Annotated in this window: 27 protein-coding genes; 12 read left to right on the top strand and 15 right to left on the bottom strand. The window is 68.6% G+C overall.

What is annotated here, in order from left to right:
- Positions 1–156 precede the first annotated feature (156 nt).
- The 3 genes from ACFXQA_RS00825 to ACFXQA_RS00835 all read right to left on the bottom strand — a co-directional run bounded on the left by ACFXQA_RS00825 (position 157) and on the right by ACFXQA_RS00835 (position 2185).
- Positions 157–576 carry a hypothetical protein gene (locus tag ACFXQA_RS00825; protein WP_394517888.1) on the bottom strand — a complete coding sequence of 140 codons (420 nt, stop codon included), beginning with the start codon at positions 574–576 and terminating at the stop codon, positions 157–159.
- 260 nt (positions 577–836) lie between these two features.
- Positions 837–1484 carry a hypothetical protein gene (locus tag ACFXQA_RS00830; RefSeq protein WP_394517889.1) on the bottom strand — a complete coding sequence of 216 codons (648 nt, stop codon included), beginning with the start codon at positions 1482–1484 and terminating at the stop codon, positions 837–839.
- 227 nt (positions 1485–1711) lie between these two features.
- Entirely contained in the window at positions 1712–2185 is a 474-nt protein-coding gene (locus ACFXQA_RS00835) for a DUF805 domain-containing protein (protein WP_394517890.1), read from the bottom strand.
- 136 nt (positions 2186–2321) lie between these two features.
- Here ACFXQA_RS00835 and ACFXQA_RS00840 point away from each other — a divergent pair, with 136 nt between their 5' ends.
- The gene (locus tag ACFXQA_RS00840) at positions 2322–2600 is read left to right on the top strand and encodes a hypothetical protein (protein ID WP_394517891.1); all 279 of its coding nucleotides are present in this window, start codon (positions 2322–2324) and stop codon (positions 2598–2600) included.
- 54 nt (positions 2601–2654) lie between these two features.
- On the opposite strand, the gene ACFXQA_RS00845 is transcribed toward ACFXQA_RS00840, so the two are convergent.
- The gene (locus ACFXQA_RS00845; protein ID WP_394517892.1) at positions 2655–3824 is read right to left on the bottom strand and encodes an RtcB family protein; all 1170 of its coding nucleotides are present in this window, start codon (positions 3822–3824) and stop codon (positions 2655–2657) included.
- 397 nt (positions 3825–4221) lie between these two features.
- On the opposite strand from ACFXQA_RS00845, the gene ACFXQA_RS00850 reads away from it, so the two are divergent.
- On the top strand, positions 4222–4404 hold the full coding sequence (locus tag ACFXQA_RS00850) for a hypothetical protein (RefSeq protein WP_394517893.1): 183 nt from the start codon (positions 4222–4224) through the stop codon (positions 4402–4404).
- A gap of 8 nt (positions 4405–4412) precedes the next feature.
- Here the strand turns inward: ACFXQA_RS00850 and ACFXQA_RS00855 are convergent, their stop codons facing one another.
- Positions 4413–4811, bottom strand: a complete 399-nt coding sequence (locus ACFXQA_RS00855) for a DUF4259 domain-containing protein (RefSeq protein WP_394517894.1) — start codon at positions 4809–4811, stop codon at positions 4413–4415.
- Positions 4812–4952: 141 nt separating this feature from the next.
- Complete coding sequence (locus ACFXQA_RS00860; protein ID WP_394517895.1) at positions 4953–5435, bottom strand: cytochrome C5; 483 nt, start codon at positions 5433–5435, stop codon at positions 4953–4955.
- 260 nt (positions 5436–5695) lie between these two features.
- Here ACFXQA_RS00860 and ACFXQA_RS00865 point away from each other — a divergent pair, with 260 nt between their 5' ends.
- Positions 5696–8068 (top strand): M1 family aminopeptidase, encoded by a 2373-nt coding sequence (locus tag ACFXQA_RS00865; RefSeq protein ID WP_394517896.1) that lies wholly within the window; start codon positions 5696–5698, stop codon positions 8066–8068.
- 81 nt (positions 8069–8149) lie between these two features.
- Here the strand turns inward: ACFXQA_RS00865 and ACFXQA_RS00870 are convergent, their stop codons facing one another.
- The gene (locus ACFXQA_RS00870; RefSeq protein ID WP_394517897.1) at positions 8150–8338 is read right to left on the bottom strand and encodes a hypothetical protein; all 189 of its coding nucleotides are present in this window, start codon (positions 8336–8338) and stop codon (positions 8150–8152) included.
- Positions 8339–8481: 143 nt separating this feature from the next.
- Between ACFXQA_RS00870 and ACFXQA_RS00875 the strand changes: the two genes are divergently transcribed.
- Together ACFXQA_RS00875 and ACFXQA_RS00880 are read left to right on the top strand one after the other, a co-directional pair.
- Positions 8482–9465: a squalene cyclase gene (locus ACFXQA_RS00875; RefSeq protein WP_394517898.1), complete on the top strand. Its 984-nt coding sequence runs from the start codon at positions 8482–8484 to the stop codon at positions 9463–9465.
- A gap of 13 nt (positions 9466–9478) precedes the next feature.
- Positions 9479–10042 carry a ribonuclease H family protein gene (locus tag ACFXQA_RS00880; protein WP_394517899.1) on the top strand — a complete coding sequence of 188 codons (564 nt, stop codon included), beginning with the start codon at positions 9479–9481 and terminating at the stop codon, positions 10040–10042.
- Here the strand turns inward: ACFXQA_RS00880 and ACFXQA_RS00885 are convergent.
- Entirely contained in the window at positions 10039–10584 is a 546-nt protein-coding gene (locus tag ACFXQA_RS00885) for a YaeQ family protein (protein WP_394517900.1), read from the bottom strand. The two genes, ACFXQA_RS00880 and ACFXQA_RS00885, sit on opposite strands and share 4 nt — an antisense overlap.
- 77 nt (positions 10585–10661) lie before the next feature.
- Here ACFXQA_RS00885 and ACFXQA_RS00890 point away from each other — a divergent pair, with 77 nt between their 5' ends.
- The 5 genes from ACFXQA_RS00890 (at position 10662) to ACFXQA_RS00910 (ending at position 14664) form a co-directional block, all read left to right on the top strand.
- On the top strand, positions 10662–11312 hold the full coding sequence (locus ACFXQA_RS00890) for a pyridoxal 5'-phosphate synthase (RefSeq protein ID WP_394517901.1): 651 nt from the start codon (positions 10662–10664) through the stop codon (positions 11310–11312).
- Positions 11313–11491: 179 nt separating this feature from the next.
- Positions 11492–12532 (top strand): aldo/keto reductase, encoded by a 1041-nt coding sequence (locus tag ACFXQA_RS00895; RefSeq protein ID WP_394517902.1) that lies wholly within the window; start codon positions 11492–11494, stop codon positions 12530–12532.
- Positions 12533–12571: 39 nt separating this feature from the next.
- Positions 12572–13024: a BLUF domain-containing protein gene (locus ACFXQA_RS00900; RefSeq protein WP_394517903.1), complete on the top strand. Its 453-nt coding sequence runs from the start codon at positions 12572–12574 to the stop codon at positions 13022–13024.
- A 69-nt stretch (positions 13025–13093) separates the two neighbouring features.
- Complete coding sequence (locus ACFXQA_RS00905; protein WP_394517904.1) at positions 13094–14227, top strand: SDR family oxidoreductase; 1134 nt, start codon at positions 13094–13096, stop codon at positions 14225–14227.
- Between the two features lie 98 nt (positions 14228–14325).
- On the top strand, positions 14326–14664 hold the full coding sequence (locus ACFXQA_RS00910) for a DUF7882 family protein (RefSeq protein WP_394517905.1): 339 nt from the start codon (positions 14326–14328) through the stop codon (positions 14662–14664).
- A 24-nt stretch (positions 14665–14688) separates the two neighbouring features.
- On the opposite strand, the gene ACFXQA_RS00915 is transcribed toward ACFXQA_RS00910, so the two are convergent.
- From ACFXQA_RS00915 to ACFXQA_RS00925, 3 genes are all read right to left on the bottom strand, one after another.
- Entirely contained in the window at positions 14689–15693 is a 1005-nt protein-coding gene (locus ACFXQA_RS00915) for an endonuclease/exonuclease/phosphatase family protein (protein WP_394517906.1), read from the bottom strand.
- Positions 15694–15835: 142 nt separating this feature from the next.
- A complete protein-coding gene (locus tag ACFXQA_RS00920) occupies positions 15836–17014 on the bottom strand; it encodes a sensor histidine kinase (RefSeq protein ID WP_394517907.1) in 1179 nt (392 codons plus the stop codon).
- 31 nt (positions 17015–17045) lie between these two features.
- On the bottom strand, positions 17046–17900 hold the full coding sequence (locus ACFXQA_RS00925; protein ID WP_394517908.1) for a phosphatase PAP2 family protein: 855 nt from the start codon (positions 17898–17900) through the stop codon (positions 17046–17048).
- Positions 17901–18036: 136 nt separating this feature from the next.
- Between ACFXQA_RS00925 and ACFXQA_RS00930 the strand changes: the two genes are divergently transcribed.
- Positions 18037–19035, top strand: coding sequence for a magnesium and cobalt transport protein CorA (locus ACFXQA_RS00930; RefSeq protein ID WP_394517909.1), 999 nt, complete (start codon positions 18037–18039; stop codon positions 19033–19035).
- A 10-nt stretch (positions 19036–19045) separates the two neighbouring features.
- Here the strand turns inward: ACFXQA_RS00930 and ACFXQA_RS00935 are convergent, their stop codons facing one another.
- The 4 genes from ACFXQA_RS00935 to ACFXQA_RS00950 all read right to left on the bottom strand — a co-directional run bounded on the left by ACFXQA_RS00935 (position 19046) and on the right by ACFXQA_RS00950 (position 23053).
- The gene (locus ACFXQA_RS00935) at positions 19046–20365 is read right to left on the bottom strand and encodes a threonine/serine exporter family protein (protein WP_394517910.1); all 1320 of its coding nucleotides are present in this window, start codon (positions 20363–20365) and stop codon (positions 19046–19048) included.
- 130 nt (positions 20366–20495) lie between these two features.
- On the bottom strand, positions 20496–21374 hold the full coding sequence (locus ACFXQA_RS00940; RefSeq protein WP_394517911.1) for a CPBP family intramembrane glutamic endopeptidase: 879 nt from the start codon (positions 21372–21374) through the stop codon (positions 20496–20498).
- On the bottom strand, positions 21371–22111 hold the full coding sequence (gene trmB / locus ACFXQA_RS00945) for a tRNA (guanosine(46)-N7)-methyltransferase TrmB (protein ID WP_394517912.1): 741 nt from the start codon (positions 22109–22111) through the stop codon (positions 21371–21373). The genes ACFXQA_RS00940 and trmB overlap by 4 nt, the downstream gene beginning before the upstream one ends.
- Before the next feature lie 105 nt (positions 22112–22216).
- Entirely contained in the window at positions 22217–23053 is an 837-nt protein-coding gene (locus ACFXQA_RS00950; protein WP_394517913.1) for a DUF3097 domain-containing protein, read from the bottom strand.
- Positions 23054–23165: 112 nt separating this feature from the next.
- On the opposite strand from ACFXQA_RS00950, the gene ACFXQA_RS00955 reads away from it, so the two are divergent.
- Positions 23166–25235: a TPM domain-containing protein gene (locus ACFXQA_RS00955; RefSeq protein ID WP_394517914.1), complete on the top strand. Its 2070-nt coding sequence runs from the start codon at positions 23166–23168 to the stop codon at positions 25233–25235.
- Positions 25236–25266: the final 31 nt, after the last annotated feature.

A 25266-nucleotide genomic window follows, 5' to 3' on the forward strand; every position in this document is an offset into this window, starting at 1 on the left:
GGATCTAGCTCGTTCAGGAGGCGCAGTACCGCGGAGGTAAGGGGTGCCCACGAATCGTCGTCTACTCCCACCCTGCCATCCTGGCGGAAGCGAGAATCGCCTGCATCACGATCCGCCTCAGGGCGCCTTGTGTCTCCAGGACGAGACGCAGGAGATCTAGTGCGCCTCAGCAGCGGGCTGCGGGCTGGCGCTGCGGCGGCTCCTCAGCAGACGCAGAAGGACGTTCCCGACGAGGAGCATGAGAGCTATCGGGACCGCACCTGCCGTGGTCAGGGACAGTAAGGCGAGTGTCACCAGCGGAGCGGACCACGTTGCCCAGATGCCCGAGAGTTGGAAGACGAGATCCATCGCGTGGCCGAACATGAGAACCGCCAGTCCTGACCACGCGGCGCTCAGCAGTGCGGGAAGGGCGACGAGCCATCGCCGTCGGGGGCCGCCGTTGAACGCGATACGGCCGGCAACGGCCGCCAGCATCAGCCAGACTCCAACGCCAGCTGCGCCGAGCACCCACCCGAACGCACCTTCGGCCGGGTCCTGGTCCGAAGCACCCAGCGCGATCATGAAGACACCGAGCATCAGGGCCGACGCCGCGACTGCAGTGAGACACCCCGCACCTGTCCACCTGACCGGACCGGCTAAGCGTCGTCCGGTAATCTCTGCCGGCGTCATTCGGCAAACTTACTGGAGCACCCGGGCGGCCAGATCCGGGGCGACATCGCGGCACAGTTCCCGGCTGAGGTCGGTGGTGGTGACGGCGCCAACTCTGCCCGATCCGAGCCGCCGATCAAACCACCCAGCGCGGCGGGTTCGCCATCATGGATAGGGCTGCGAAACCTTCAGGCGCAGTACTCCGCAGGGACAGGTTCACTCGCCGGCAGCACGGTGATCATGTACACGACACCCGACCGGAACTGGAAGACCATCGAGCCGTCACCGTCGGTGACGCGAAGGGCTGAATCCGCATACAGCACGTCTTCCGGTTCGGCTTCGGGGTGGGCGGCGAGCACCTCGCCCTCGCTCGACCCCAACCCGACACCCGCGTCGGTCTGGGGGGAGAGTTCTGCGGTGCCGTTGCCCTGAACGGCGACACTGACAATCACATCGGTGGCGGTCACATAGTCCGCGGTCTCGGCAATCAGATAGGTCATCAACGTGTCCGGATCACCGACGGAGGCGAACCAGGGGCACCGGTCCTCCGCGCCTTCTTCCGGCTCTGGCACGCCGAGCATCTCGCTGGCCTCGGTGTACGACCCGCCCAGCGAATATGAACCGATGCCGTCCGTCGTGATCAGAAGCGCACCGGGAGTCTGAGATGGTGACGTGGTCGGAGAGGGTGAGTTCGAGGGTGACTCCGACACGGTCGGCGTCGAGGCCGCCGAGGGCGAAGCGTCGTCCTCGGCGGGCGCTACGCAGCCCGACAGCGTCACGAGAGCGGTTAGCGAGAGAGCCAGAATCAGGGAACTGCGCGCGTGAATACCCGACATTGCGAACCTCTCGGGCCGTACGGACGGATGGCAGGACGATTGTGGCACACGGCCCTGTCCGCGGCGGGCGAACAGATTGCTGAGAGTCGATTCGGCGGATGGTCTGGCGTCCCGGTGAGGAATCGTTCGACGACGTGTAGATCCGCGTGATCGATCCGCGAGCCGGGTGCCGACTCCCGGCTACGGAGCGGCGGCTTGGTCTGGCCGGAGCCCCTCACACCGTCCGGTCATGCGTCGAAGCGCGCGCCCTCCGGGTTGCTGTCGAGGATGAAGAAGACGAGGAGGATGATTCCGCCCACGAAGGGGACGAACCCGAGGAACCAGAACGCGCCGGAACGGTTCGTATCGTGGAGTCGACGCCACGAAAGGGCGAGCATGGGCACGATCGTCGCCAGCGACCACAGAACGAGTAGTGCCGCTCCGACGCCGATGAGCGGGCCGGGCTGGGAACTCTCCGTCACGGGATCGTAGGTCGCGCCTGCCACGGCGCCGATTGCCATGAAGGCGTAGAGAAAGAGGATGACGCAGACATTCGCGAGGTACCACCACCAGAATTCGCTGCGGCTGGCGCGTCCCGAGAACGTCGCGTATTTCTTCCAGAACCGACCGAACGCCTGCCCGAACGAGGCCCCGTACAGCGGGAAGGCGAGCGGCGGTGAATTGCGGGATGCACCAGGCTGCGGAGCGGGAGCATAGGTCACGGATTTCCTCCAGATGAGACGTCACGACCGGCCAGAAGGGTTTCTTCGCCCGATCCTGCCGTATGCGCGGCGGCCTGCGTCACCCCCGAGTTCCGAATTTCACCCACCGAGGCTGCGGCTCTGTCATTCTGGGCGCATGCACCCGAGCCGCCCGCTACTGCTCTCGCTCTTCGCGCTCGCCTTTCTCGCGCTGATTCCTGTCGTGTTCTGGGCCGGCGCCGGCTACGCCGTCGAAGAGCAGGTGTGGGATGCCGCGACCTCGACCTACTCCTATGTGGAACGCCCCCTCGCCGAAGTCGTCATGGTCGCGACCCTCGCGTTATGCGCGGCGTTCGCCGCCGCGGCCGGCCTCTTCAGCGTCCGTGCCGTCGCGGCACGCGAGGGCCGGTCGCACGCGCTGCCGACGCACGCCTGAGGTGGGGCGGATGAAAGAAGAGGGCCGAGCCGAAGCCCGACCCTCATCTCTCACTCAGTCGCCCTTCACGTTCACCAGCTGCCGCAGCACGTGTCGCACCGACACGAGGTCGCCAGCATCCGCCATCACCTGATCGATCGGCTTGTATGCGGCGGGGATCTCGTCCAGGAAAGCATCCGTGTCCCGGTACTCGATGCCCACCATCGCTTCGCGCAGCTGCTCGTGCGTGAAGGTCTTTCGGGCGGCTGACCGCGAGTACTCCCGCCCGGCGCCGTGGGGCGACGAATTCAGCGACAGCACGTTGCCGAGCCCCTCGACCACGTACGACGCGGTTCCCATCGACCCCGGAATCAACCCGGGCCGCCCCGCATCCGCCATGATCGCGCCCTTCCGAGACACCCAGACACGTTTGCCGAAGTGCGTCTCGGACTCGGTGAAGTTGTGGTGGCAGTTGATCCGCTCCTGCTCCTCCACCTCGACCCCGAGGAAGCGGCCGAGCTGGTTCGAGACGCGGTCCATCATCTCTTCACGGTTCAGCAGGGCGAAGTGCTGCGCCCACCTCAGCTCTCGGATGTACGCCGTGAACTCCGGCGTTCCTTCGACGAGGTAGGCGAGGTCGGGGTGCGGCAACTCGATCCACCACCGCGTCGCCAATTTCTGCGCGACCTTGATGTGGTGCTGGGCGATCTTGTTGCCGACGCCCCGCGATCCGGAGTGCAGGAACATCCAGACCGCATCCGTCTCGTCGACGGACACCTCGATGAAGTGGTTGCCGCTGCCGAGCGACCCGAGCTGGTTGCGCCAGTGCCCGGCGTACTTCGCGGGGTCGAAGCCGGCGGTCTCGGCGAGCGCTTCGAGCTCGGCGATTCGCGGTTCAGCGGTCGCGGCGATCTTGCGGTTGTCGCGGCCCGCTGACAGCGGGATCGACCGCTCGATCTGCTCGCGCAACGGGGCCAGGTCGCGCCCGTCCAGATCGGCAAGGGTGAACTGCGTCTTGACGGCGATCATGCCGCATCCGATGTCCACGCCGACCGCCGCGGGCATGATGGCCCCGAGCGTCGGGATGACCGACCCCACGGTCGCGCCGAGCCCGAGGTGGGCGTCGGGCATGAGCGCGAGGTGCGGGTAGATGAACGGCATGCCCGACGAGGTGCGGGCCTGGTCGACGGTCTTGTCGTCGATCAGGCTCGCCCACGAGAGCAGGCGGTTCGAGAGCCTCTGCATGGTTTCTTTCCTTCGTTGGTGCGCACGTGAGCGCGCGGTTCAGCGGCGGGATCACGGGCCCGGAGAAACGTTCTCGACGCTGCTGCGAAAGAAAGAACGCCCCGAACCTGTGCGGTGCGGGGCGTGGGAGAAGCGGATGCTGCTACACGACCGGCGCCGGAGGGTACGACTCGTAACGGAGCTGGAACTGCGGTTCCAGACCCGATGCGTTGCGACGGAGCCCTTGGGGGTTCATGTCGTCGTCCTCTCGGCCTGCCTTGCGCCGTGCCGGTGGCACAGCTTCGCCACCCTAGCGACACGCCCGGGCGACACGCAACCGCGGAGTCATCCCGCAGGGGGATGGCCGGGCTACTTTCGGCGGATGTGCGCCCGATAACGCCTCCGTAGGTTCGCAGACATGGCCCTCACCGCACCGATCGCACTCGTCACGAAGCACTCCCGCGACATGCCCACCTGGGCAGCCGCGGTCCTCGCCGTGGCGGGCAACATCCTGATCGTCGCCATCATCGCGACGGCGGCGGCGCTGGTCCTAGGGGCGGCGGCGCTCGTGTTCGGAACCGCGCTGCTCGCGACGATCTGACGCGCGCGTCAGCCCTCGAGCGCGGCGCGGAGCTTCGCGTTCGCGGCGTCCCACTCCTCGGGGTCGTCCTCCCACAGCTCGGCGAGTTCGCCCTCGGGGTCTGTGGCCTCCGCGAGCGCGCGCACGGCGAGTTCCACGACGTCGCCGCCGGGGGCACCGGCCCGCATGGCGAAAGCCGCGACGTCTGCGGTGTACGCATCCACCTGCGTCGGCCGACCCAGCCCGTGGGCGACCACCTCCGCCGCCGCGATGGCGGTGGTCGCGTCATCGCTGTCGACCGGACCATCGGTGTCGACGACGGCGGCGAGCGCGTCACGGACGGCGTCCCACGTCGTCTGCTCTTTCAGGTCCCACGCCCAGTCGCCCGCACTGTCGTTTCCGAACGGTTCGCCACTCCATGCACCCATGGCGAACAGGCTAGCGAACGCCGGCGACGAGAAGCATCCGCGTGGTCTCCCGAACTCCGAGGAGATTTCGGATGCTGAGGACCAGAATCGGGCTCGTCGTCCTCAGCATCCGGGATCCCCTCGATGATCGGGGCGGCGGCGTCAGCCTTCGCCGTTCGCCTCGACCTCGACGGTCTCGACCTCGCAGTTCTCGTCGAGCTGCGCGAGGATCCGCGACTCGGGGAACTGGCGGGGCGCCTCGAAGCGGAGCAGCACGGCATCGGCGAACACGACGATGGACTTCGCCTCGAGGTCGTCGCGTAGATCGATCTGCTCGGCGATCGCGGGATCGGCCACCGCGTCTTCGATCTCGGTGACGACCGCTTCGATCACGGCCTTCCACTGCAGCTCGGTCATCGACAGCGTGCGGGTGATCCCCTCGATCAGAGCGTCGAGATCGGGGGCGTCCTGGTCTTCATCCTCGTCTTCGTCGTCGAGCTCGGGATCGACGTTGACCATCACGTCGGAGCCGGCGGCGTCGAGACTGGCGCGCCCGTAGACGATGCCGTGCTCTGCCACGGGGTCATCGAGCAGCCCGCCGTCGGAGATGCGGTCGAAGAGTGCGTCAAGCGAGGGAGTAGCCATGCCCCCAGTCTTGCTCACCCGGGCGCCTCCCGCCCGTTCCCGCATCGACCCGCAGTTTCGGAGGAGGTTTCAGCTACGGAGGGGGTTTGACGCAGCATCCATCCTCCGAACGTGAGTTCTCCTCCGCAATGGCAGGGAGATGCCGCGGACCCCGCGTCCAGACGGCACGCATTCGTCACAGCACCGAAACGCGCGAACCCTAACCTGAGGGCGCCGGCCCGGAGCGGCCGGCCATCAGACGTTCAGAGGGAAGACGGTCAATGACAACCCGCACAACATCTCGAGCTCTTCACCGGCGACGGCTCGTCGCTTTCACCCTGCCGGTTCTCCTCGCCGCGGGTATCGCCGCAGCATCCGCCCCCGCCGCCTCGGCAGCCGACCCCATCGATGGTGCGCGAACGTCGGGTGACGCGATGTTCCCGAACGTCGGCAACGGGGGCTACGACGCGCTCGACTACGACGTCGCTCTCGCCTGGACACCCGACGCCACCCAGACGGCGTCGACCATCGCCGGCTCGATCGTCGCGACCTCGACGATGACGGCCACCGCCGCCCAGCCGCTGAAGAGCTTCTCGCTCGATTTCGAGGGCCTCGAGATCGATGCGGTCACCGTCAACGGTGTGGATGCTGCGTGGACACGCGACGTCGACCCCTCGAACATCAAATACAAGCTCATCGTGACCCCGGCGACCCCGGTCAGCGGCGAGTTCACGACGAAGGTGACCTACCACGGGGCACCCAGCACCCACGTCGACGCAGACACCTCATTGGAGGGATGGAACCGCACGAACGACGGTGCCACCATGCTCGGGCAGCCGGTCGGAAGCATGACGGCGTACCCGCACAACAACACCCCCGCCGACAAGGCGACCTACACGTTCTCGATCGACATCCCCACGACGCTGAACAACGCCGCGGGCACCGCGCCGAGCCCCGGCGCAGCCGTCAGCAACGGTGAGCTCGCGTCGAAGACGCCCTCCGCCGACGGCGCCCGCACCACGTGGGTGTGGGATCAGAAGAAGCCCATGGCCTCTGAGCTCGCGATCATCTCGATCGGTCGTTTCGACGTGATCGAGGAGCAGTTCGCGCTCAGCGGCGGCCGCACGATCCCCTCGTGGTCGTTCATCGACTCGAGCGCCACGGCCGAGAACAAGACGATCTTCGCGACACAGGCCGCCCGCCTGGGTGAGATCACCCGCGATCTCGAGACGCTGTACGGCCCTTACCCGGGCAACAGCACCGGCATCGTCGTCGACTCGGTCCCGCGCATCGGCTACGCCCTCGAGACGCAAGACCGATCGTTCTTCCCGAGCGCGCGCGGATTGGAGTCGACCACGCTCTACCACGAGCTCATCCACCAGTGGTACGGCAACAGCGTCGCGCCGACCACGTGGACCGACATCTGGATCGCCGAGGGCATGGCGTCGTGGGGCGAGTACTACTACGACAGCACCGAAGGCTTCGGCGATGAGACCGAATCGTCCGAGAGCGTGCAGTTCGGGGCGTGGAACGAGAATCCGGCCGACGACGAGAGCTGGTCGATCGCCCCGGGCGCGCAGACCGACTCCGCGACGCTGTACGAATTCCAGACCTACGACCGGTCGGCGCAGTTCTGGCAGGCACTGCGGATCGCGATCGGCGAGGACGCGTTCTTCGCCATGATCGAGGAATGGCAACTGCGCTTCGCGGGCACGAGCAAGACGGGCGCCGACGTCTTGGCCCTCGCTGAGGAGCTCTCGGGGCGTAACCTCACCGCGTTCTACCAGGACTGGATTCTCGAGGCCGGCAAGCCCGCATGGCCCGAGAAGTTGGACCTCGGCCTCACGTCCCTCCCCGCGACCGGCGAACTCGAGCGGGGCGACACGGTGACGTACTCCCTGACCGCGACGAACACGGGACTCATCCCGCTCGAAGCGTCCGTGGTCACCGTCGACGTCGGCAACCTGCTCACGAAGGCGACGATCGACACGGCAGCGCTTCCGGCCGGCGTGACCCTCGACGGCACCACGCTCACCTGGGCCGTCCCGCTGACACCCGTGGGCAGTGAACCCGCCACGGCGACCTTCACCGCGGTGGTCACGGATGCCGCATCGGGCGGCGAGATCACGACCACCGCCGCGGTAGCCACCCTGGGCGGTACCTGCCTCGACTGCGAGTCGGTGCTCGCCGTGCAGGAGTACGCACTGGAATCCGTGCGCCCGGTCATCACCGGAACGCCGGAGGTCGGAGCGACACTCACTGCCGTGACCGACGGCTGGCCCGCCGATACCGCCTTCACCTACCAGTGGGAGCTCGACGGCGAGGCGGTCGAGGGTGCAACGGCGAACACGTTCACCGTTCCGACCGACACCGTCGGATCGATGGTCACCGTGACCGTGACCGGCTCGAAGTCGGGCTACGTGCCGTCGTCGGCAACGAGCGCACCGGTGGGACCCATCACCCTGGCCGCGGTCGTCACACCGACACCGACACCCACCCCGACGTCGTCGCCTCTGCCGCCGACCGGACCCGACACGCTCCCGGCGACGGGTGGCTCGGCGCCATGGGAGACCGCCTGGTGGGCGCTCGGCCTGATCGCGATCGGTGCGCTCGGAGCAACCGTCGCGGCGCGGCGTCGCGCGAAGGTGTCGTAGCAGCATCCGTTCATGACGAAACCGCCCCGGCTCGACTCTCTCAGGGAGTCGGTCCGGGGCGGTTTCGTTCGCCGACTGTTCTCAGCCGATCGCCTCTTCGTCGACCTGCGGGCCGCCGATGACGCCGATGCCGACCGCCTCGTGGCTGGGCTCGGCCTGGTCGTCGCCACCCTTGGGCTCGTCGCCCGGCGCCTTCTCGGTGCTGGGCTCTTCGAGCTCTTCGGTGTCGGGCATCTCGTCGTCTGCGTGGTTCTGCGTGTCGCTCGTCATCGCGGTTCCCTTCGTCTCACGTCCGTTCACCCTCGCACTCCCGACGCGCACACCGCAGTGGCTTGACGACCGGATGCTTTCGGACATCGCCACGCGCAGCGTGCACCCTTTTCGGTGTCGCCGCCGCCGAGTATCGTGCGGCCATGACGACCGATCCGCGGGTGCTCGACTGGTTGCTCGAATCCGACCCGGCGCTGCGCTGGCAGGTCGAGCGCGATCTGGTCCACGCGCCTCCCGCCGTGTGGCAAGCCACGCGCGATCGTGTCGCCGTCGAGGGGTTCGGTGCCGAACTGCTGTCGAAGCAAGACGCCGATGGGCAGTGGCAGGGTGGCGCATATTTTCCGGCCGGGTACTTCGGCAGCGCGGAGTCGAAGTCGCCCGGGCAGCCCTGGACGGCGACGACCTGGTCGCTGAAAGACCTGCGGGAATGGGGGCTGGATGCTGCGTATTTGGCCGACACGGCCGACAAGCTCGCCACGAACAGTCGGTGGGAGTACGACGACCTGCCCTACTGGGGAGGGGAGGTCGGCGTCTGCATCAACTCCTTCACCCTCGCGAACGGTGCCTGGCTCGGCGCCGACGTTTCGGGTTTGGCGACGTGGTTCGCGGAGCACCGTCTGGCGGACGGCGGATGGAACTGCGAAGCCGACGAAGGCGACTCGACGCGGTCGTCGTTCCACTCGACTCTGAACGCCCTGCGCGGACTCCTCGCCTACGAGAAGATCACCGGCGACACGGCAGCGCGCGATGTCCGCCACGGCGGCGAGGAATACCTGCTCGAGCGTAGGCTGATGTTCCGCGCGTCGACCGGCGAGATGGTCGGCCCGTTCGTGACGCACCTCGTCTACCCCCACCGGTACCGTTACAGCGCCCTCACGGCACTCGACCATTTCCGTGAGGCCGCGCTTCATGACGGCGTCGAGCCCGATGCGCGCCTGACCGACGCGATCGAGGTGGTGCGCGCCGCGCGGCTGTCTGACGGAACCTGGCCGCAGGGCACACCGCTCGCGGGGCGCACCTGGTTCGACGTCGACGCCCCCGAGGGAGAGCCGTCTCGCTGGCTGACGCTCATCGCCATGCGCGTGCTCGAATGGTGGGAGAGTGGGGCGCCGCAGCGGCGCCTGTGACAAGATTTCTGGAATGCCCGACTCCCCCGCACCCGATACCGAGTACATCGTCGCCACCGACGGAGCGTGCAAAGGCAACCCCGGCCCCGCGGGGTGGGCGTGGGTCGGCGAAGACGGCGAGTGGGCAGCAGGCTCCGTGCTGCAGGGGACGAACAACATCGGCGAGCTGCTGGCACTGTTGCGCGCACTGCAGCATCACGCCGACCTGCCGCTCCTGCGGGTGCAGGCCGATTCGAAGTACGCAATCGATACGTACGAGTCGTGGATGGACGGCCATCGCCGCCGCGGCTGGAAGACCTCGACGGGTGCGCCGACGAAGAACCGCGAGATCCTCGAGTTGCTGATCGAAGCGCGCGACGCGCGCAAAGCCGCCGGTCTTCCGCCGGCGACACTCGAGCACGTGCGCGGCCACGCCGGGCACGTGCTGAACTCGTGGGCCGACAACCGGGCGGTGCGCGCGTCGCTGCGCGCGGCCGAAGGCGTCGCGCACGAGTGGTCATCGCGCGCCGGTCAGGAACGGCTCGACGTCGCCGTCATGCCACCCCGGTCGGCCGAAGACAAGCCGAAGCGACGCTAGACCCCGTCGACTCCGCGGTCGTGGATCGCGGCGTCGAAGGTCTTGCCGTTGAGTTCGAGGTACAGCTGTCGCTCGGTGACCGACACCGTCATCGTGTTGCGCCGGCTCAGCGCGGGGACGACCGAGTCGATGAAACCGGGGTCGAAGCTCACCAGCCGCAGCTCATCGGAACGATGGATCTTCTTCCCCGCCCAGGGCGCGGCGACCTTCGCGGGATCGCGGTGGGTGTAGACGGCCACGCGTTCGGCGAGTTTGCTGCCGTGGTGCAGGCGCGCAGCATCCGGCGCCCCGACCTCGATCCACGCGATCAACGCGCCGGTCAGGTCGCGCACGACGACGGCGGGCTCGTCGGCCTGCGACAGCCCGTCGCTGAAGGCGATGCCCTCCTCGAACTCGAGGCAGTACGCGAGCACGCGAGTGACCATGTACGCATCGGTCTCGGAAGGATGACGCGCGACGCGAAGGCTGAGTTCGTCATAGACACCGCGATCGACGTCGGCCAGTTGCACGTCGAAAGTGTGGATCGTCGCCCCGGTAGCCATAGCGCTCGAGCCTACGGGGTGCGGATGCGGGGTGCCGCCGCTCGGCGGCCGTCGCAGGGGCGAGGTAGCGTCGCACCATGACGAACGGTGAGAATGCGCCCCTCTCGGGCGATCACACACTGGCCCTGCCCGAGTTCGACAGCCCGCCGGCGGCGCCCCTTCCCCTCGCACAGGAGTGGCTGTCCGACGCCCGTGACCGCGGCGTGCGCGAGCCGCTGTCGATGACCCTCGCCACCGCATCCGCCGACGGCGCCGTCTCGGCGCGCACGGTCGACGTGAAACGGATCGACGACAGAGGGCTCGTTTTCGGCTCGTCCTCCCTGAGCCCCAAGGGTCGGCAGCTCGCACAGAACCCCCGCGCCGCGCTGCAGGTCTACTGGCGCGAGTCGATGCAGCAGCTGCGCTTCGAGGGACGGATCGAGACGCTGACGGAGGCGGAGTCTGACGCCTTGTTCGCCGACCGGTCGCCCGCCTCGCGGGCTGCGACGGCGTCGGCCCGCCAATCCGTTCCCTTCGACGACTCGTCGACGCTCGAGGGCTTGATCGAGGCCGCCGGCGCGATGTTGAACCGCTTCGGCGACGACGTTCCCCGACCCTCCGAATGGCTCGCATTCCGACTGGTTCCCGAGACCGTTGAGTTCTGGCACGGCAGCCGCGATCGCATGCACCGCCGACTGCGCTACTCGACCGACGGGAGCGGCTGGCGCACGGAGCGCCTGCAGCCCTGACGCCGAGGGTTTCTCGGGGCGCCGGTCGACGGACCGTTCGGCCGGACGTTCGCCTTTGTCGACCCGCCGGGTATCACACCACCCTCCACGACCGCGCCTGAGCCGCGCTCGCGAGCGACGCACCCACTGCGGATGTGGCAGAGTTCCCCTGCATACCCCGCCGATCCTCGAGGAGCAACATGCCCATCGCCGCCGATGACTCCCGCCTGGTATCCGCCCACACCGCCGCCGCCACCCGTTACGACGACGCGCCCTTCGCCCGCGCGGGCGCGAGCGGCGTGCGTCTGCCCCGGGTGTCGTTGGGACTCTGGCAGAACTTCGGGGGCGACCGCACGATCGAGAGCCAGCGCGAGATCCTGCTGCACGCGTTCGACCGCGGCCTCGTGCACATCGACCTCGCGAACAACTACGGCCCGCCCTACGGTGCGGCCGAGTCGACGTTCGGCGCCGTGCTCGACAGCGACCTGGGCCGCTACCGCGACGAGCTGTTCGTCACGAGCAAGGCGGGGTACGACATGTGGCCCGGCCCGTTCGGCGACGGCGGTTCGCGCAAGTACCTCTTGCGCTCGCTCGAGCAGAGCCTCGTGCGCATGCGCACCGACTACGTCGATGTCTTCTACTCGCACCGACCCGACCCCGAAACCCCGCTGGAAGAGACCGTTCACGCACTCGCCGACATCGTGCGCAGCGGAAAAGCGCTTTACGTCGGCATCTCGAACTACCCGGCGCCGCTGGCACGCCGCGCCTACGAGCTGCTCGCCGCCGAGGGTGTGCGGCTGCTCCTGCACCAGCCGCGGTACTCGCTGTTCGACCGCACACCCGAGGCCGAGCTCTTCCCTTTGCTGCGCGAGCTTCAGGTCGGCAGCGCGGTCTTCTCGCCGCTCGCCCAGGGGCTGCTGACGGCGAAGTACATCGACGGCGCCGTGCCCGCCGACTCCCGGGCCGCGAGCAGTCGGTTCCTCACCGGGTCGGCGCTCACCGACGATTACCTCCGCCGCATCCGCGGAATCGACGTCGTCGCCAGAGAAGCGGGGCTCTCCATTCCGCAGCTCGCCGTGGCGTGGGTCCTGCGCGACCCGGTCGTGACGACCGCGATCATCGGCGCCTCGCGGCCCGGGCAGGTCGACGACGCCGTCACCGCGAGCAAGGCGCAGTTGTCGCCCGAGACGGTCGCGGCCCTCGAGGAGTTCGCGGCCCCCGTCGGCGGCACGGCTGCCTGACGCGCACACGACTCGCGAATTTCAGCCAGACTGGCAATCATGGTCGCGACGCAAGACACGTTCTTATCTCTGGTGTATTCGAGCAACGCATCGACCACGTTCGACGACGCCGACCTCGAAGCGTTGCTGATGAGTTCGCGCACCAACAATAGAGCTGCGGCACTCACCGGCCTGCTTCTTCATCGCGATGGGCGCTTCCTCCAGGTTCTCGAAGGCCCCGAAAGCTCGGTGCGCGAGCGCATGTCGGTGATCGCAGACGATCGCCGCCACACCGACATCAGGATGCTGGTGGAGGAGCACATCGACGAGCGTCGGTTCCCCTACTGGGCGATGGAGCACCGACCGATGACCTCGGCTCTGCAGAACTCCATCCCGGGATACAACGACGTCTTCGCCGACCTCGACCGCGACACCCCCGCCAGCGGTCACAACCAGGGCGCGCTCGAGGCACTGTTGCATTGGTACCGCGCGCGAGCCCTTCAGGCCTGGTGAGCAACGCCCGCCTCCACCGCCGCGACCCACCCTGAGGAATTCGTCACCCCCGCGTGCGTTGACCCGGGGGTGACCCCCGCGACAGAACAGCCTCGATCCTCCGCTCAGACCGGCGCCCGCCGCTCGACCGATAGCGGCGCGCGCAGCGCACTCGTCGTCGGCGCGACCGGTATCGGGGGCTCCGCCCTCGTCGACCTGCTGACCGATCGCGGCTGGGCGGTGACGGCGCTATCTCGGCGGCCGATCTCGGGGCGTCCCGGAGTGCGGCCGCTTTCGGCCGACCTGCGCTCGGCCGACGACCTCGCACGGGTGCTGGCAGATGAGCGACCCACCCACGTGTTCTTCACCGCGTGGTCGAGACAGGAGACCGAGGAGCAGAACATCGCCGTGAACGGCGGCATGGTCCGCGACCTCCTCGCCGCGCTCTCTGCCGCTCCGGTGCAGCACGTCGCCCTCGTCACCGGTCTGAAGCACTACCTCGGTCCGTTCGAGGCGTACGGGCAGGGCGACATGCCCGACACCCCGTTCCACGAGGAGGAGGCCCGCCTCGACGCGCCCAACTTCTACTACGCCCAGGAGGACGAACTCTTCGCCGCCGCCGAGCGCGCCGGGTTCACCTGGTCGGTGCACCGATCGCACACGGTGATCGGTCACGCCGTCGGCAACGCGATGAACATCGGTCTCACCCTCGCGGCGTACGCATCGATCTGCCGCGAACTCGGGCTTCCTTTCGTCTTCCCCGGCTCGCTCACGCAGTGGAACAGCCTGACGGACATGACGGATGCCACGGTCTTGGCCGAGCAGATGGTCTGGGCATCGACATCTGAAGCGGGCCGGGACCAGGCGTTCAACGTCGTCAACGGCGACGTCTTCCGTTGGCGGTGGATGTGGGCGCGGATCGCCGAGTACTTCGGTGTGCAGCCCGTCGGACCGGAGGCGGAACCGCAGCCGCTCGAGCGTCGGATGGCCGGGATGGACGAGGTCTGGCAGCGCATCGTTCGGGCGAACGGCCTGGTGGAGCCCGATCTGTCTCGCGTCGCGTCGTGGTGGCACACCGATGCCGACCTCGGACGCGAGATGGAGGTCGTGACCGATATCAGCAAATCGCGACTGGCCGGATTCGCGGTGCACCACCGCACCGTCGACTCCTTCACCGCCCTCTTCGACCGCTACCGCGAAGACAAGCTCATTCCCCTCGCCTGACCCAATCCGAATCCTCGCCGGTTACGGATATTCCGTTGCAGGCGGGGGGCCTCGTTCTAGGCGCGCCCATTCACCCGGAATCAAGGACGGCAAGAGCGATGGCGAAACTTTTCTACGGGGGCGGATCGACACCGATCGAGCTGCCCGACCGACTTCTCGCGCACGTGAAGATCGTGATCGCGGCGAAGCTCCGCCGCGGTGAGAGCTTCACCCTGACCTGGCGGCACCCGGACGACGCGCCCGGCGGACGCACCACGGTGTGGGTGCAGCCCGCGATCCCGCTGCGCTTCGTCTTCAGCGGTGTCGAGCCCGAGCTCCTCGACCCCGATCTGCTGCGCTCGTTGGCGAATCAGGCGGCGACGTCGGGCGGCTTGATGTTCGACCTGAACGATGTCGACGACACGGTCGCGCCGGCGCGAGCGGTCTCCATGGCGTAGCGCGATCGCGCACAGCGGTCGCGCTCAGCGCGCGTCGAGAACGGCCACGATCGGGCGGTGGTCGCTTCCGGAGTCGTCGAAAGACGTAACCACCCGAAACCCGCGCGCGATCCACGCTGGTCCGACGAGCACGTGGTCGATCGGGGCCGCGAGCCACGGAGGCGCCCCCGTCGGCCAGGTACCGGCGGCAGCGCTGTGGGCCTCTGAGGCCGCATCGCGGCAGAGACCTACCAGTCCGTCGCGATCGCCGAGCCCCCAGAGATGATCGATTGTGGCGTTCAGGTCGCCGGCCACGATCACGTCCGGGTCGCCGCACTGCGCCGCGATCCACTGCAGACCACGCCGCCAGTCGCCGAGGTCTCCGGGGAGAGGGGGCATCGGATGCGCGGCAACGATCGTCGGCCCGCTCTCGTCCGTCGGTTTCCAGACAGCGCTCGGCAGCCCAGGAGTCGACCCCGCCGCTCTGTCCACGCGGTACTCGCCGAGGTGTTCGGCGATCAGCACCGACGTCGGGATACGCGACCGACCCGACTCGCCGTACGCGGTGTCCACCCACATCCGTCGCCCGTCTCGTGCGACCAGTCGAGCGACTTCGGCCGCCGCCCGTTCGTCAGTCTCGGGAAGACTCACGATGTCTGCATCGGTTTCGGCGATGAGCCGCGCGATGCTTTCGGGGGTCGCGCCACCCCCGAGCGTGTTCCAGGCCACAACGGTCAGGTCACCCCGGGGCTCTGGTCCCCCGCCGCCGCGCGACAGCAGGATCGCGCCGTGGCCGATGGATGCTGCTGCGAGAGCGATCGCCAGTGCGGCGGCGACCGCTGACCGTCGACGCGCGAGAGCGATGCCAGCGAAGGCGGCGGCACTGGCGCCCAGGATCAAAGCCAGCGGCGCACGGAAGGCCACAACCTGCGACACGATGGGCACCATCTGCGCCCCGAACGCCTGCGGCCACACCACGAGCACGGCGAGAGGAATGCAGACGACCAGCGTGACCAGGAACGGGAGAGGACGGAAAGCGCGGTTCGGCATCTGCAACAGTCAACCGCGCCGCGCGCATCTCCGCGTCATCCTTCAGACGGATGCTTCCCACGCGGGCTCGAAGAGGATGCCCGATGCGACACCAGGTCACCGTTCGGCGCTCGGCCTCCGCCGCAGCATCCGCTCGCTCCCGTCAGCCCACCACATCGGGCAGCACGATCCAGACGCTCGCGCCGCCGGTGGGTGAGGCATCGATGCCGATGCGTCCGCCGTGCGCCTCGACGATGCGGCGACAGGTCGACAGCCCGATGCCGAGGCCGGGAACGTCTTCTGCGCCTCCCCGCTCCATGAGGTCGAACACACGTTCGCGCTGCTCGGCCGGAACGCCGGGGCCGTTGTCGTCGACGGTGATGCGCCAGCCCCCGGTGAGCGCGCGTGCCCGCACCTCGACGTGCGGGACGATCCCCGCGGCACGACTGAACTTCACGGCGTTGGCGACCAGGTTCTGCACAAGAGCCCGCAGCAGGGTCGCGTCGCCGACGACGTCGACCGCGGCGTCGACGGTCACGGTCGCACCGCTCTCTTCGACCGCGGAGTGGAGGTCTTCGAGGACGCCGTGCACGACATCGACGAGATCGACCTCGTCACGGCGAGGCTGCAATCCCCCGAGCCGCGCGTACTCGAGCAGGTCGGCGATCATCTTGTCCATTCGCGCCGCCGCCGACTCCGCCCGCGCGAGAGCGCGCGCAGCCCGCGGTGCGTTCGCCAGCTCGGGGCTGTCGGCCGCCAGCTCGATGAAACCCGCGATGGCGGTGAGGGGGTTTCGCAGGTCGTGGCTGACTTGACTCGCGAAGCTTTCGAGTTGTTCGTTCGACTGCCCGAGTTCGCGCGTGATCCGGCGGAGTTCGAGGACGTCTACCACCTGGTGGGCGAGCAGCGCGAGCGCGCGGCTGTCTTCGGGGGTCAGCTCACCGGTCTCTTCGTCGAAGACGCAGAGGGTTCCGATCGGGATGCCCTCGGGGGTGATCAGGGGACTCGAGGCGTAGAACCGCACGCTGGCGATCTCGCCCGTCACGAAAGGGTTGTCGGCGAAGCGCGGGTCTTCGCGGGCGTCGGACACGACGAGGTGACCCGGCTCGCGGAAGACCACGGCGCACATCGAGTCTTCCCGGCTGCAGACCGAGGCTTGGAAACCGACGGCCGCGATCTGGTGCTGCCGGCGATCGTCGATGATGTTGATGACCGCGGTCGACACCCCGCAGACGCGGGCAGCGAGCTGCACGAGACCCTCGAGGTCAGGTTCGGGCGGTGCCCCGACGACGCGGTACTCCGCGATCGCCTCGCGGCGCGTCACATCATGCACAGTGCTCATGCACACTCCCCCGGGCTGAGATCCATCGGTCTCAGGATATGGCTGCCGGGCGATGCCGTGGCTGTTCGCGGATCGTGAGGTAGAGCCGGTGAGCGGTGATGAGGAGAGCGAGCCACAGGGCGCCGAGAATCCACCCGACCAAGACGTCGGTGAACCAGTGGTGGCCGAGGTACACCCGGCTCATTCCGACGAGCGCGTCGAACGCCACCGCTCCCCCGACGATGGCGATCCGAGCGCCGCGAGAGGTGCGACGCAAGACCAGGAGATACGCGATCGCCCCCACCACGGCGACCGCGTTCAGGGTGTGACCGCTTGGAAAGGACGGCGAGTACTCGAACGGCGGAACCGCGTCGATCAGCGGCGGCCGCTCCCGCTGGATGAGCTCTTTTCCGGCGATCGTCATGAGCAGCGAGCCGGTGCCTGCAGCGGCGATGATGACCACCGGTGTCCACGAGCGGCGGGTGAGACCGAGGGCGACCATGCCCAGCGCAGCGATGACGGGCATACCGATCGTGCCGGCGACGTCGGTGAAGGCGGTGACGGCGACATCGAGCCCCGGGCTTCGCAGGCCGAGCATGAACAGGAGAAGCGGCTCGTCGATACCGGCCACGCCGTCTTCGTCGGCGACCGCGTCGTAGACCTCCACGGCGGCCACGCTGAGGAGGAAGACGAGAGCAAGGCCCACAAGCAGGGTGATGACGAGAGCGGTGTAGGGCCCCATCCGTGCCCCGACCCACCGGGCGAAGGCGGCGATCGCGTCGCCCACCCGCGTACGCCAACGAGTGAGGTCGCGCCCGCCGACGTAGCGGTCTTCTCGGAGCTCCTCGTCGACCCCCGGTGCCGCGTTGTCCGCGGCGCGCTCACCGGGTCGGTCATCGCTGGTCATCTCCCTACCCTGGACCACGCGGGGCAGAGCGGCCATGCCGTCGCGCGCCGTGTCCGGGTGTGCCATGTCGGCCGATTCGCGTATGGATCCCGTCAGGACGAACCCCGCGCGCCGCGGCGTGAGCGAGACTGAGCGAATGCCGATCATCGATAACGCCGTCTATGTCGGCGGCCAGCGCATCGAGAACCCCGAGAGCCTCGACCAGACGTTCGAGTACATGCGCGAGAAGAGCGGTATGGCGTGGATCGGTCTCGTCCGCCCGACGCCGGAGGAGCTCGATAAGGTGGCCGCGGAGTTCTCGCTCCACCCGCTGGCCATCGAAGACGCGCTTGCCGGGCACCAGCGCGCGAAGCTCGAACGCTACGGCGACATCCTCTTCGCGGTCCTCCGGCCGGCGCGCTACATCGACGCGACCGAGACGGTGGAGTTCGGCGAGCTGCACGTGTTCGTCGGCCCCGACTTCGTCGTCACCATCCGTCACGCCGAGAACCCCGACCTCGCGAGGGTGCGGCGGCGACTCGAGGAGCAGCCCGAACTCCTGGCGCTCGGCACGCAGGCCGTGCTGTACGCGATTCTCGACGAGGTCGTCGATCAATACGCCCCCGTCGTCGAAGGGGTGCAGAACGACATCGACGAGATCGAGGACTCGCTCTTCGGCGATGGCGCCGCCGCCCTCTCGCGGCGGATCTACGATCTGTCCCGCGAGGTGATCGCGTTCCAGCGAGCCGCCGAACCACTCGCCGCGATGCTGGAGTCGCTGCAACGCGGGGCGGAGAAGTACCGGGTCGACCTCGAGCTGCAGCGTTCACTGCGCGACGTGCTGGATCACGTGACGGTCGTGTGCCAGAAGCTCTCGGCGTTCCGCGCGATCCTCGAGAACGCCCTCACGGTGAACGCGACCCTCGTCACGCACCGTCAGACCGAGACCGCGCTCGAGCAGAACGAACAGGTCAAGAAGATCTCGGGGTGGGCTGCGATCCTCTTCGCACCGACCCTGGTGGGCACCATCTACGGCATGAACTTCGAGACAATGCCCGAACTCAGCTGGGAATTCGGCTACCCCCTGGCCGTCGGTCTCATGGTCGCCACGTCGGTGACGCTCTACGCCGTCTTCCGCTCGAAGCGCTGGCTCTGAGCCCCCCCTGCTACGGGTGGTTGACCGTCCACAGAGTCCACACGGCGACCGCCTGCAGCACGATGCATCCGATCAAAATGCCGGTCCGTCGGCGACGCGTGGATGACAGGCGCTCGTCACCGAGAAGCGGCGACAGGGGAACCATCAGACGGAACGTGCTCTGCTGCGGCAGGAACACGGCGAACAGGTACAGCCCGTAGCTGAGCGCGAACGACACGACGACGATGCCGAGCCGGCGCACGGGTCGGGACCACAGCAGCATCGCGAACCCGATCATGAGCGCGATGACGAGGATGATGCCGATGATGCCGAGGTGCGTGCCGGCCTGCCGGAACCAGGGCGTCATCGGGATGAACTCGTCGTTGCCGACCGACTGCAGCCACCACCCGGTTTCGGTGCGGATGTAGGCGTTGCGTGTACCCGTGACCGCCTGCGCGATGACGGGCCACAGCAGACCGGCGGTCGCGGAGAGCAGACCCGCCACGAGGATGCCGATCACCTGGATGCGCGGGAACGGGTCGACGCGTCGCCGGAAGAAGCGGACGAGGAAGAGGATGCCGAGCGCCAACGCGATCGCGAGAGCCCCGGGGCGCGTGAACGCCGCGATCACACCGATCGGTGCGATCAGCAGGTAACGCCGCTGGTGGGCGAGCAGGAGCGCGGTGAAGATGAGCAGCATGAGCAACGACTCGGCGTAGCCGAGGACGAACACGAACGACAGCGGCGCGAACGAGAAGAACACCGTCGCCCACCAGGCCGCCTTCGGCGTCGTCGTGCGGCGCATGAGCAGGTAGAGCACCCACGTCGCGCCGAGGGTGGCGAGGATGCTGATGCCGACGCCGGCGAACTGCCACGACCCTCCGACGAGCGGAGCGAACACGCGCTCGAGGCTCGGGAACACGGGAAGGAACGCCCAGTTGTTGGGCATGATGTCGCCCTGCACGTTCATGGGCAGCGAGATCGGGTAGCCCTCGGTCGAGATCTGTCCGTACCGGTCGGCATCCCACTCGGTGATGAAGTCGAGGAACGTGCCGATCCGCTGACCGTCCGGTCCGTGCGTCCATCCCAGCGAGCGGGCGATCTCGTACGCGGCCCAGAGGAAGGCGAGACTCGTCGACCGTGCCACGGCCCACAGGAGCACGATCTTGCGGAACGCGCCGCGCTCGATCTTCGCCACGGCTCCACGCGGAGCGCGGAACAGATCTGCGGCGGCGAGTCGCAGCATCCGGTGCACCCTCGAGCGACGCACCCGCGGCTGTTCCGATCCCTTGGAGGGGACGACGGCGACGGTCGGTTCGCTGGTGTTCACTTCACCGGGGGGTGCGCTCACGCGGGGGGCCTTTCGCAAGGGAGACTGCGGCGGTCCGTGCGCGCTAGGGCATCCGCGAAGAGGAGCCCCGCGACATTACGGCTTCCGAAGTGTACCCCGCGGCCCCTGAGAGGTTCCAGTATTCACGCGATCAGACCAGGAAAACGGGCAACGATCCGGGATTGTGCGCGTGTACGAGAACGAGGAAGACGACCGCATCGAAGAGCAGATGCACGGTCACGACGTAGGCCAGCGAACGGGTTCGCAGGAACACGATTCCCTGCAGCAGGGCGAACGGAACGGTCAACGCCGGTCCCCAGGCCTGGTAGCCGAGCTCCCAGAGGAAGGCGACGAACACGACGGCCTGCAACACGTTGGCCTGCCACGTCACCGCGTGCCGGCGCAGCAGCACGAAGACCGTGCAGATGAAGAAGAGTTCGTCCCAGATGCCGACCGCGCCGACGCCCATGAACAACCGTGCGATGAGCTCGGGCGTGTTGACGACGGGCCAGTTCATGTAGACGCCCGAGGTGATGAAGTAGAACGGCAGGATCAGCCACCCGAGCGCCAGGACGGCGACGAGCCAGATCCATTGCACGCGCGTCCACCGGCCGCCGCCGCGCCAGGGGAAGCGGATCGCGTAGTCGCGATAGACGAACCGCGAGATGACGTAGGGCACGACGACGGCGCCGCCGAGGGCGAGCGTGAACCGCAGGAACGCGAGGTTGTCGAGCTCGGCGCGCAGATCGATCGCGCTGACGATGAGCTGACCGACGGCGATGAGCGACAGGTCGCGGAACAGGCTCGGCGGCGGTTTCTCGTCGCTCCCTCGCCGAGCAGGCCGGATCGCGACGCCATGATGGCGGTCGACGAACCACGCACCGACGAGGGCAGCGGCCAGAAGCACCCAGCCCAGCCACGGCAGGCGCATGACGAAGAACGCGGGGGCGGCGAGACACACCAGCAGGGCGGGCCCGAGCGACCACGTCCACGTCGCGCGGGGCGCCTCGACGGCGATGGGCGTCTTCATGCGTCTGCCCCCGTCGTCCGGCGGTACGCAAGATCGCGGATGCTGCGCCCCACCCGCGCACCCTTCTGCTCGAAGGCGGTGAGCACGCGACCGTCGAACCGCTCGGCCCAGTCCCCCTCGAAGGCCCGGTCGAATCCGGGGGCGTCGTCGAGGACCGTGCGCATCTGGCGCGCGTAATGCTCCCAGTCGGTGGCGAGGCGCAGCATCCCGCCGTCCTTGACCGCACGAGCGGCGATGGCGGCGAACTCCTCATCGATGAGGCGGCGTTTGTTGTGCTTGGACTTGTGCCACGGGTCGGGGAAGAAGACCCAGAGCTCGTCGACGGATGCTGCCGGCAGCAGATGCTCGAGCACCTCGGGCGCATTCGCCTCGACGAGGCGGAGGTTCTGCGCACCGGCCTCGGCAGCGTCGCGCATCGTCCGGGCAAGACCCGCTCGGAACACCTCGACCGCGAGGAAGTCGACGTCGGGGCGCGAAGAGCTGGCGTGGATGATCTGGTGACCCTGGCCTGACCCGATCTCCACGATCAGCGGGGCCTCACGGCCCCACACCACGGCGGGATCGATGGCCGACCCGGCGCGAACGCTCCACACCGCGTTGCCACGCGGCACCTCGAGCAGGTAGACGTCCGAGTAGGCCGCCCACGCGCGCTCCTGGCCGTCCGACATTCGGCCGCTGCGGACCACGAACGACACCGGCCGCTCGCGGAATACGGGCTCGGGTGGGGAATCGGGCATCCCCCCAGGCTACGCGAGGGCCGCCCGCGTCCCCACAGCGGGCATGTCCCGAATTTCGCAAGGAATGGGCCTCATCGTTGCGAAATTCGGGACATGGGTCGCCGGTCAGGGGCCGACGGTGACGAAGTCGATCAGCTCTTCGACGCGGCCGAGGAGGGCGGGCTCGAGGTTGCGGAAGGTGGTGACGCGCCCGAGGATGCGCTGCCACGCGCGGGCGATGTCGGCCTGGTCTTCGGCGGGCCAGCCGAAGGCACGGCAGATGCCGGTCTTCCACTCGATGCTGCGCGGAATCTCGGGCCAGCGCTCGATGCCCATGGTCTGCGGGGTCACGCACTGCCACACGTCCACGAAAGGGTGTCCGACGATCCGCACGTGCGCGCCGTGCGGGCCCCGTGCGACTGCCTCGGCGATGCGCGACTCCTTCGAGCCCTTGACGAGATGGTCGACGAGCACGCCGTAGCGCCGCTCGGCCGACGGCGGTTCGGCGTCGAGCAGATCGGAGAGCAGGTCGACCCCCTGCAGATACTCGACCACGACGCCCTCCGCTCGCAGGTCGACCCCCCACACCTTCTCGACGAGCTCGGCGTCGTGACGCCCCTCCACGAGGATTCGGCTGGCGCGCGCCACGCGGGCGCGCTCGGACGCGGGAGCGAACGATCCCGAGGCCGTCCGCCGGGTTCCGGTGGTGGCCGCCTTCGGAACGACGAGCACGACCGGCTCACCGTCGACGAGAAACCCAGGGCCGAGGGGGAACAGACGGGCGCGCCCATGCCGGTCTTCGAGCTCGACCGTGCCGGAGGCCACACCGACCACGGCTCCCACGTACCCGTCGGCGGCGACCTCGACGACGAGGTCGCGCGACGCCGCAACCTCCGGGACGACCTTGCGCCCGGCCTTCCGCCACCCCGCCGCCAGCACGTCTGCGCCATAGCGATCGTCCACGGTGCTCCTCTCGACCGGGTGAGCCTAGACCGACGCCTCCGCGGGCAGAGGCGGCCACGCCGGGCGGCAGCATCCGCTATCGAGCATGCGCCCCGGTGCATAGACTCGGTGCGTGGCCGTCCGCACGAATTTCCGAGGGGGACGACTGCGCGCGCGCTGGGCCTCTGCCGCAGCCCTCTCCGTCGCCCTCGTCGCGGGCGGGCCCGCGCTCACCGCCGCCGCCACCGAGCCGGTCGTTCTCGACGCCGGCCACGTGTTCGACGACGCCGACGTGCTGACCCCCACCGAAGAGTTCGCCGCCGAGGCTCGCATCGAGCAGCTCCGCACCAACACGGGCCTCGACCTCTGGGTCGTGTACGTCGACGAGTTCACCGATCCGTCCGACGCCGAGAACTGGGCCAACGACACCGCGCGCAACAACGGGCTGAACCCCCAGCAGTATCTGCTCGCGGTCGCCGTGGACACGCGTCAGCTGTACCTGTCTGCCGACTCCGCCGGACCCCTCACTCCCGAGCAGGCCACCGCCATCGAGAACGAGCGGATCATTCCCGCACTCTCGAACGATGATTGGGCCGGCGCTGTCGATGCGACCGCCGCCGGTCTCGAGAACGCGGACGACGGTGGAACCGGGGGGCTCGACCCCGATGGACCCAGCGGTCTGACGGTGGCCCTCTGGGTGGTCGTCGGCGTCGTCGGCGTCGCCGTCATCGCGGTCTTCGTGGTGCGCTCGCGCAGGAAGCGCGACACCGGCCAGACCGCAGCGCCGGCCGGCCCGCCACCGGTGCCGACCGAGGAGCTCGCCCGGCAGGCAGCATCCGCCCTCGTCGAGACCGACGACGCGATCCGGGCGAGCGAGCAGGAGCTCGGGTTCGCCACCGCGCAATTCGGCGACGCGGCCACCACCGAGTTCGCCGCGGCTCTGCAGTCGGCGCGTGACAAGCTCGCGCAGGCCTTCACCCTCCAGCAGCAGCTCGACGACGACGTTCCCGACGACGAGGAGCAGGTGCGTGCCTGGAACACGCAGATCGCCCAGCTGTGCGCCGAGGCGAACCACGACCTCGACGAGAAGGCCGAGGCTTTCGACGAGCTGCGCAAGCTCGAGGCCGAAGCGCCCGCGGCTCTCGCCCGTGTCAGAGTTGCCCGCACCGCCGCCGCTTCGGCGATCGACGCGTCCGCCGAGAAGCTGACGACGCTCCGGCGGTCGTATGCCCCCGAGGCGCTCGCGACCGTCGACGACAACGTCGAGCAAGCGCGAGCGCGCATCGCGTTCGCCGACGCACAGCTCGCTGCCGCGGAGTCCGCCCTCGACGACCGAGACACCGGCGAGGCAGCGGTCGGCATCCGCGCCGCCGAAGAAGCGGTCGGGCAGGCGGTCGTGCTCGAAGATGCGATCGACACCCTCGCGACCGACCTCGTCGCGGGCGAACAGCAGGCCGTCGCGATCGTCGAGGGCATCGAGCAAGACGTGCGGACCGCGATGACGCTCCCCGACCCCGACGGGCGTGTGGCCGCGGTCATCGACGTCACCCGCGGCGATCTCGACACCGCCCGCGCCGATCTCGCCGGCTCTCAGCGCCGCCCGTTGCACACGATCAAAGCCCTGCAGGCGACGGATCAACGCGTCGACGAAGTCGTGCAGTCGGTTCGGGATGCCGCGGTCCGCTCGCAGCGCGTCACACAACAGCTCGGCTTCGAGATGTCACGTGCTCAGGGGCAGGTGTCGGCGGCGGAGAGCTTCATCACCGCTCGTCGCGGCGCCGTCGGCTCGGAGGCGCGCACGCGGCTCGCCGAGGCGGGCGCCGCGCTGACGCGCGCGCAGCAGACGCAGACATCCGAGCCCGACCAGGCGCTCGTCGAAGCTCAGCGAGCCAACACCCTCGCCGGCCAGGCACTCGAGTCGGCCCGCGACGACGTCGGCGGGTTCTCGTCGGGCGGCAGCATCTATGCGGACGACGACGGCGACTCGAGCTTCATGGGTGCCCTCCTCGGCGGGATCATCGGCGACTCGCTCTTCAGCGGGGGCGGCGGCCGATCGTCCGGGGGCTTCGGCGGCGGGTTCGGCGGCTTCAGCGGAGGATCGAGCCGCGGCAGCGGTCGCAGCAGCTTCGGCGGCGGAAGCCGCCGCTCGAGCAGCTTCGGGGGCGGCGGCACCCGGTCGCGCCGAGGAGGGGGCCGCTTTTGATCGGGCTCCCCCGCGCTCGCTCCCCGTTCGT

It is taken from the genome of Microbacterium shimangi, assembly GCF_043556445.1.
Classification (GTDB): Bacteria; Actinomycetota; Actinomycetes; order Actinomycetales; family Microbacteriaceae; genus Microbacterium.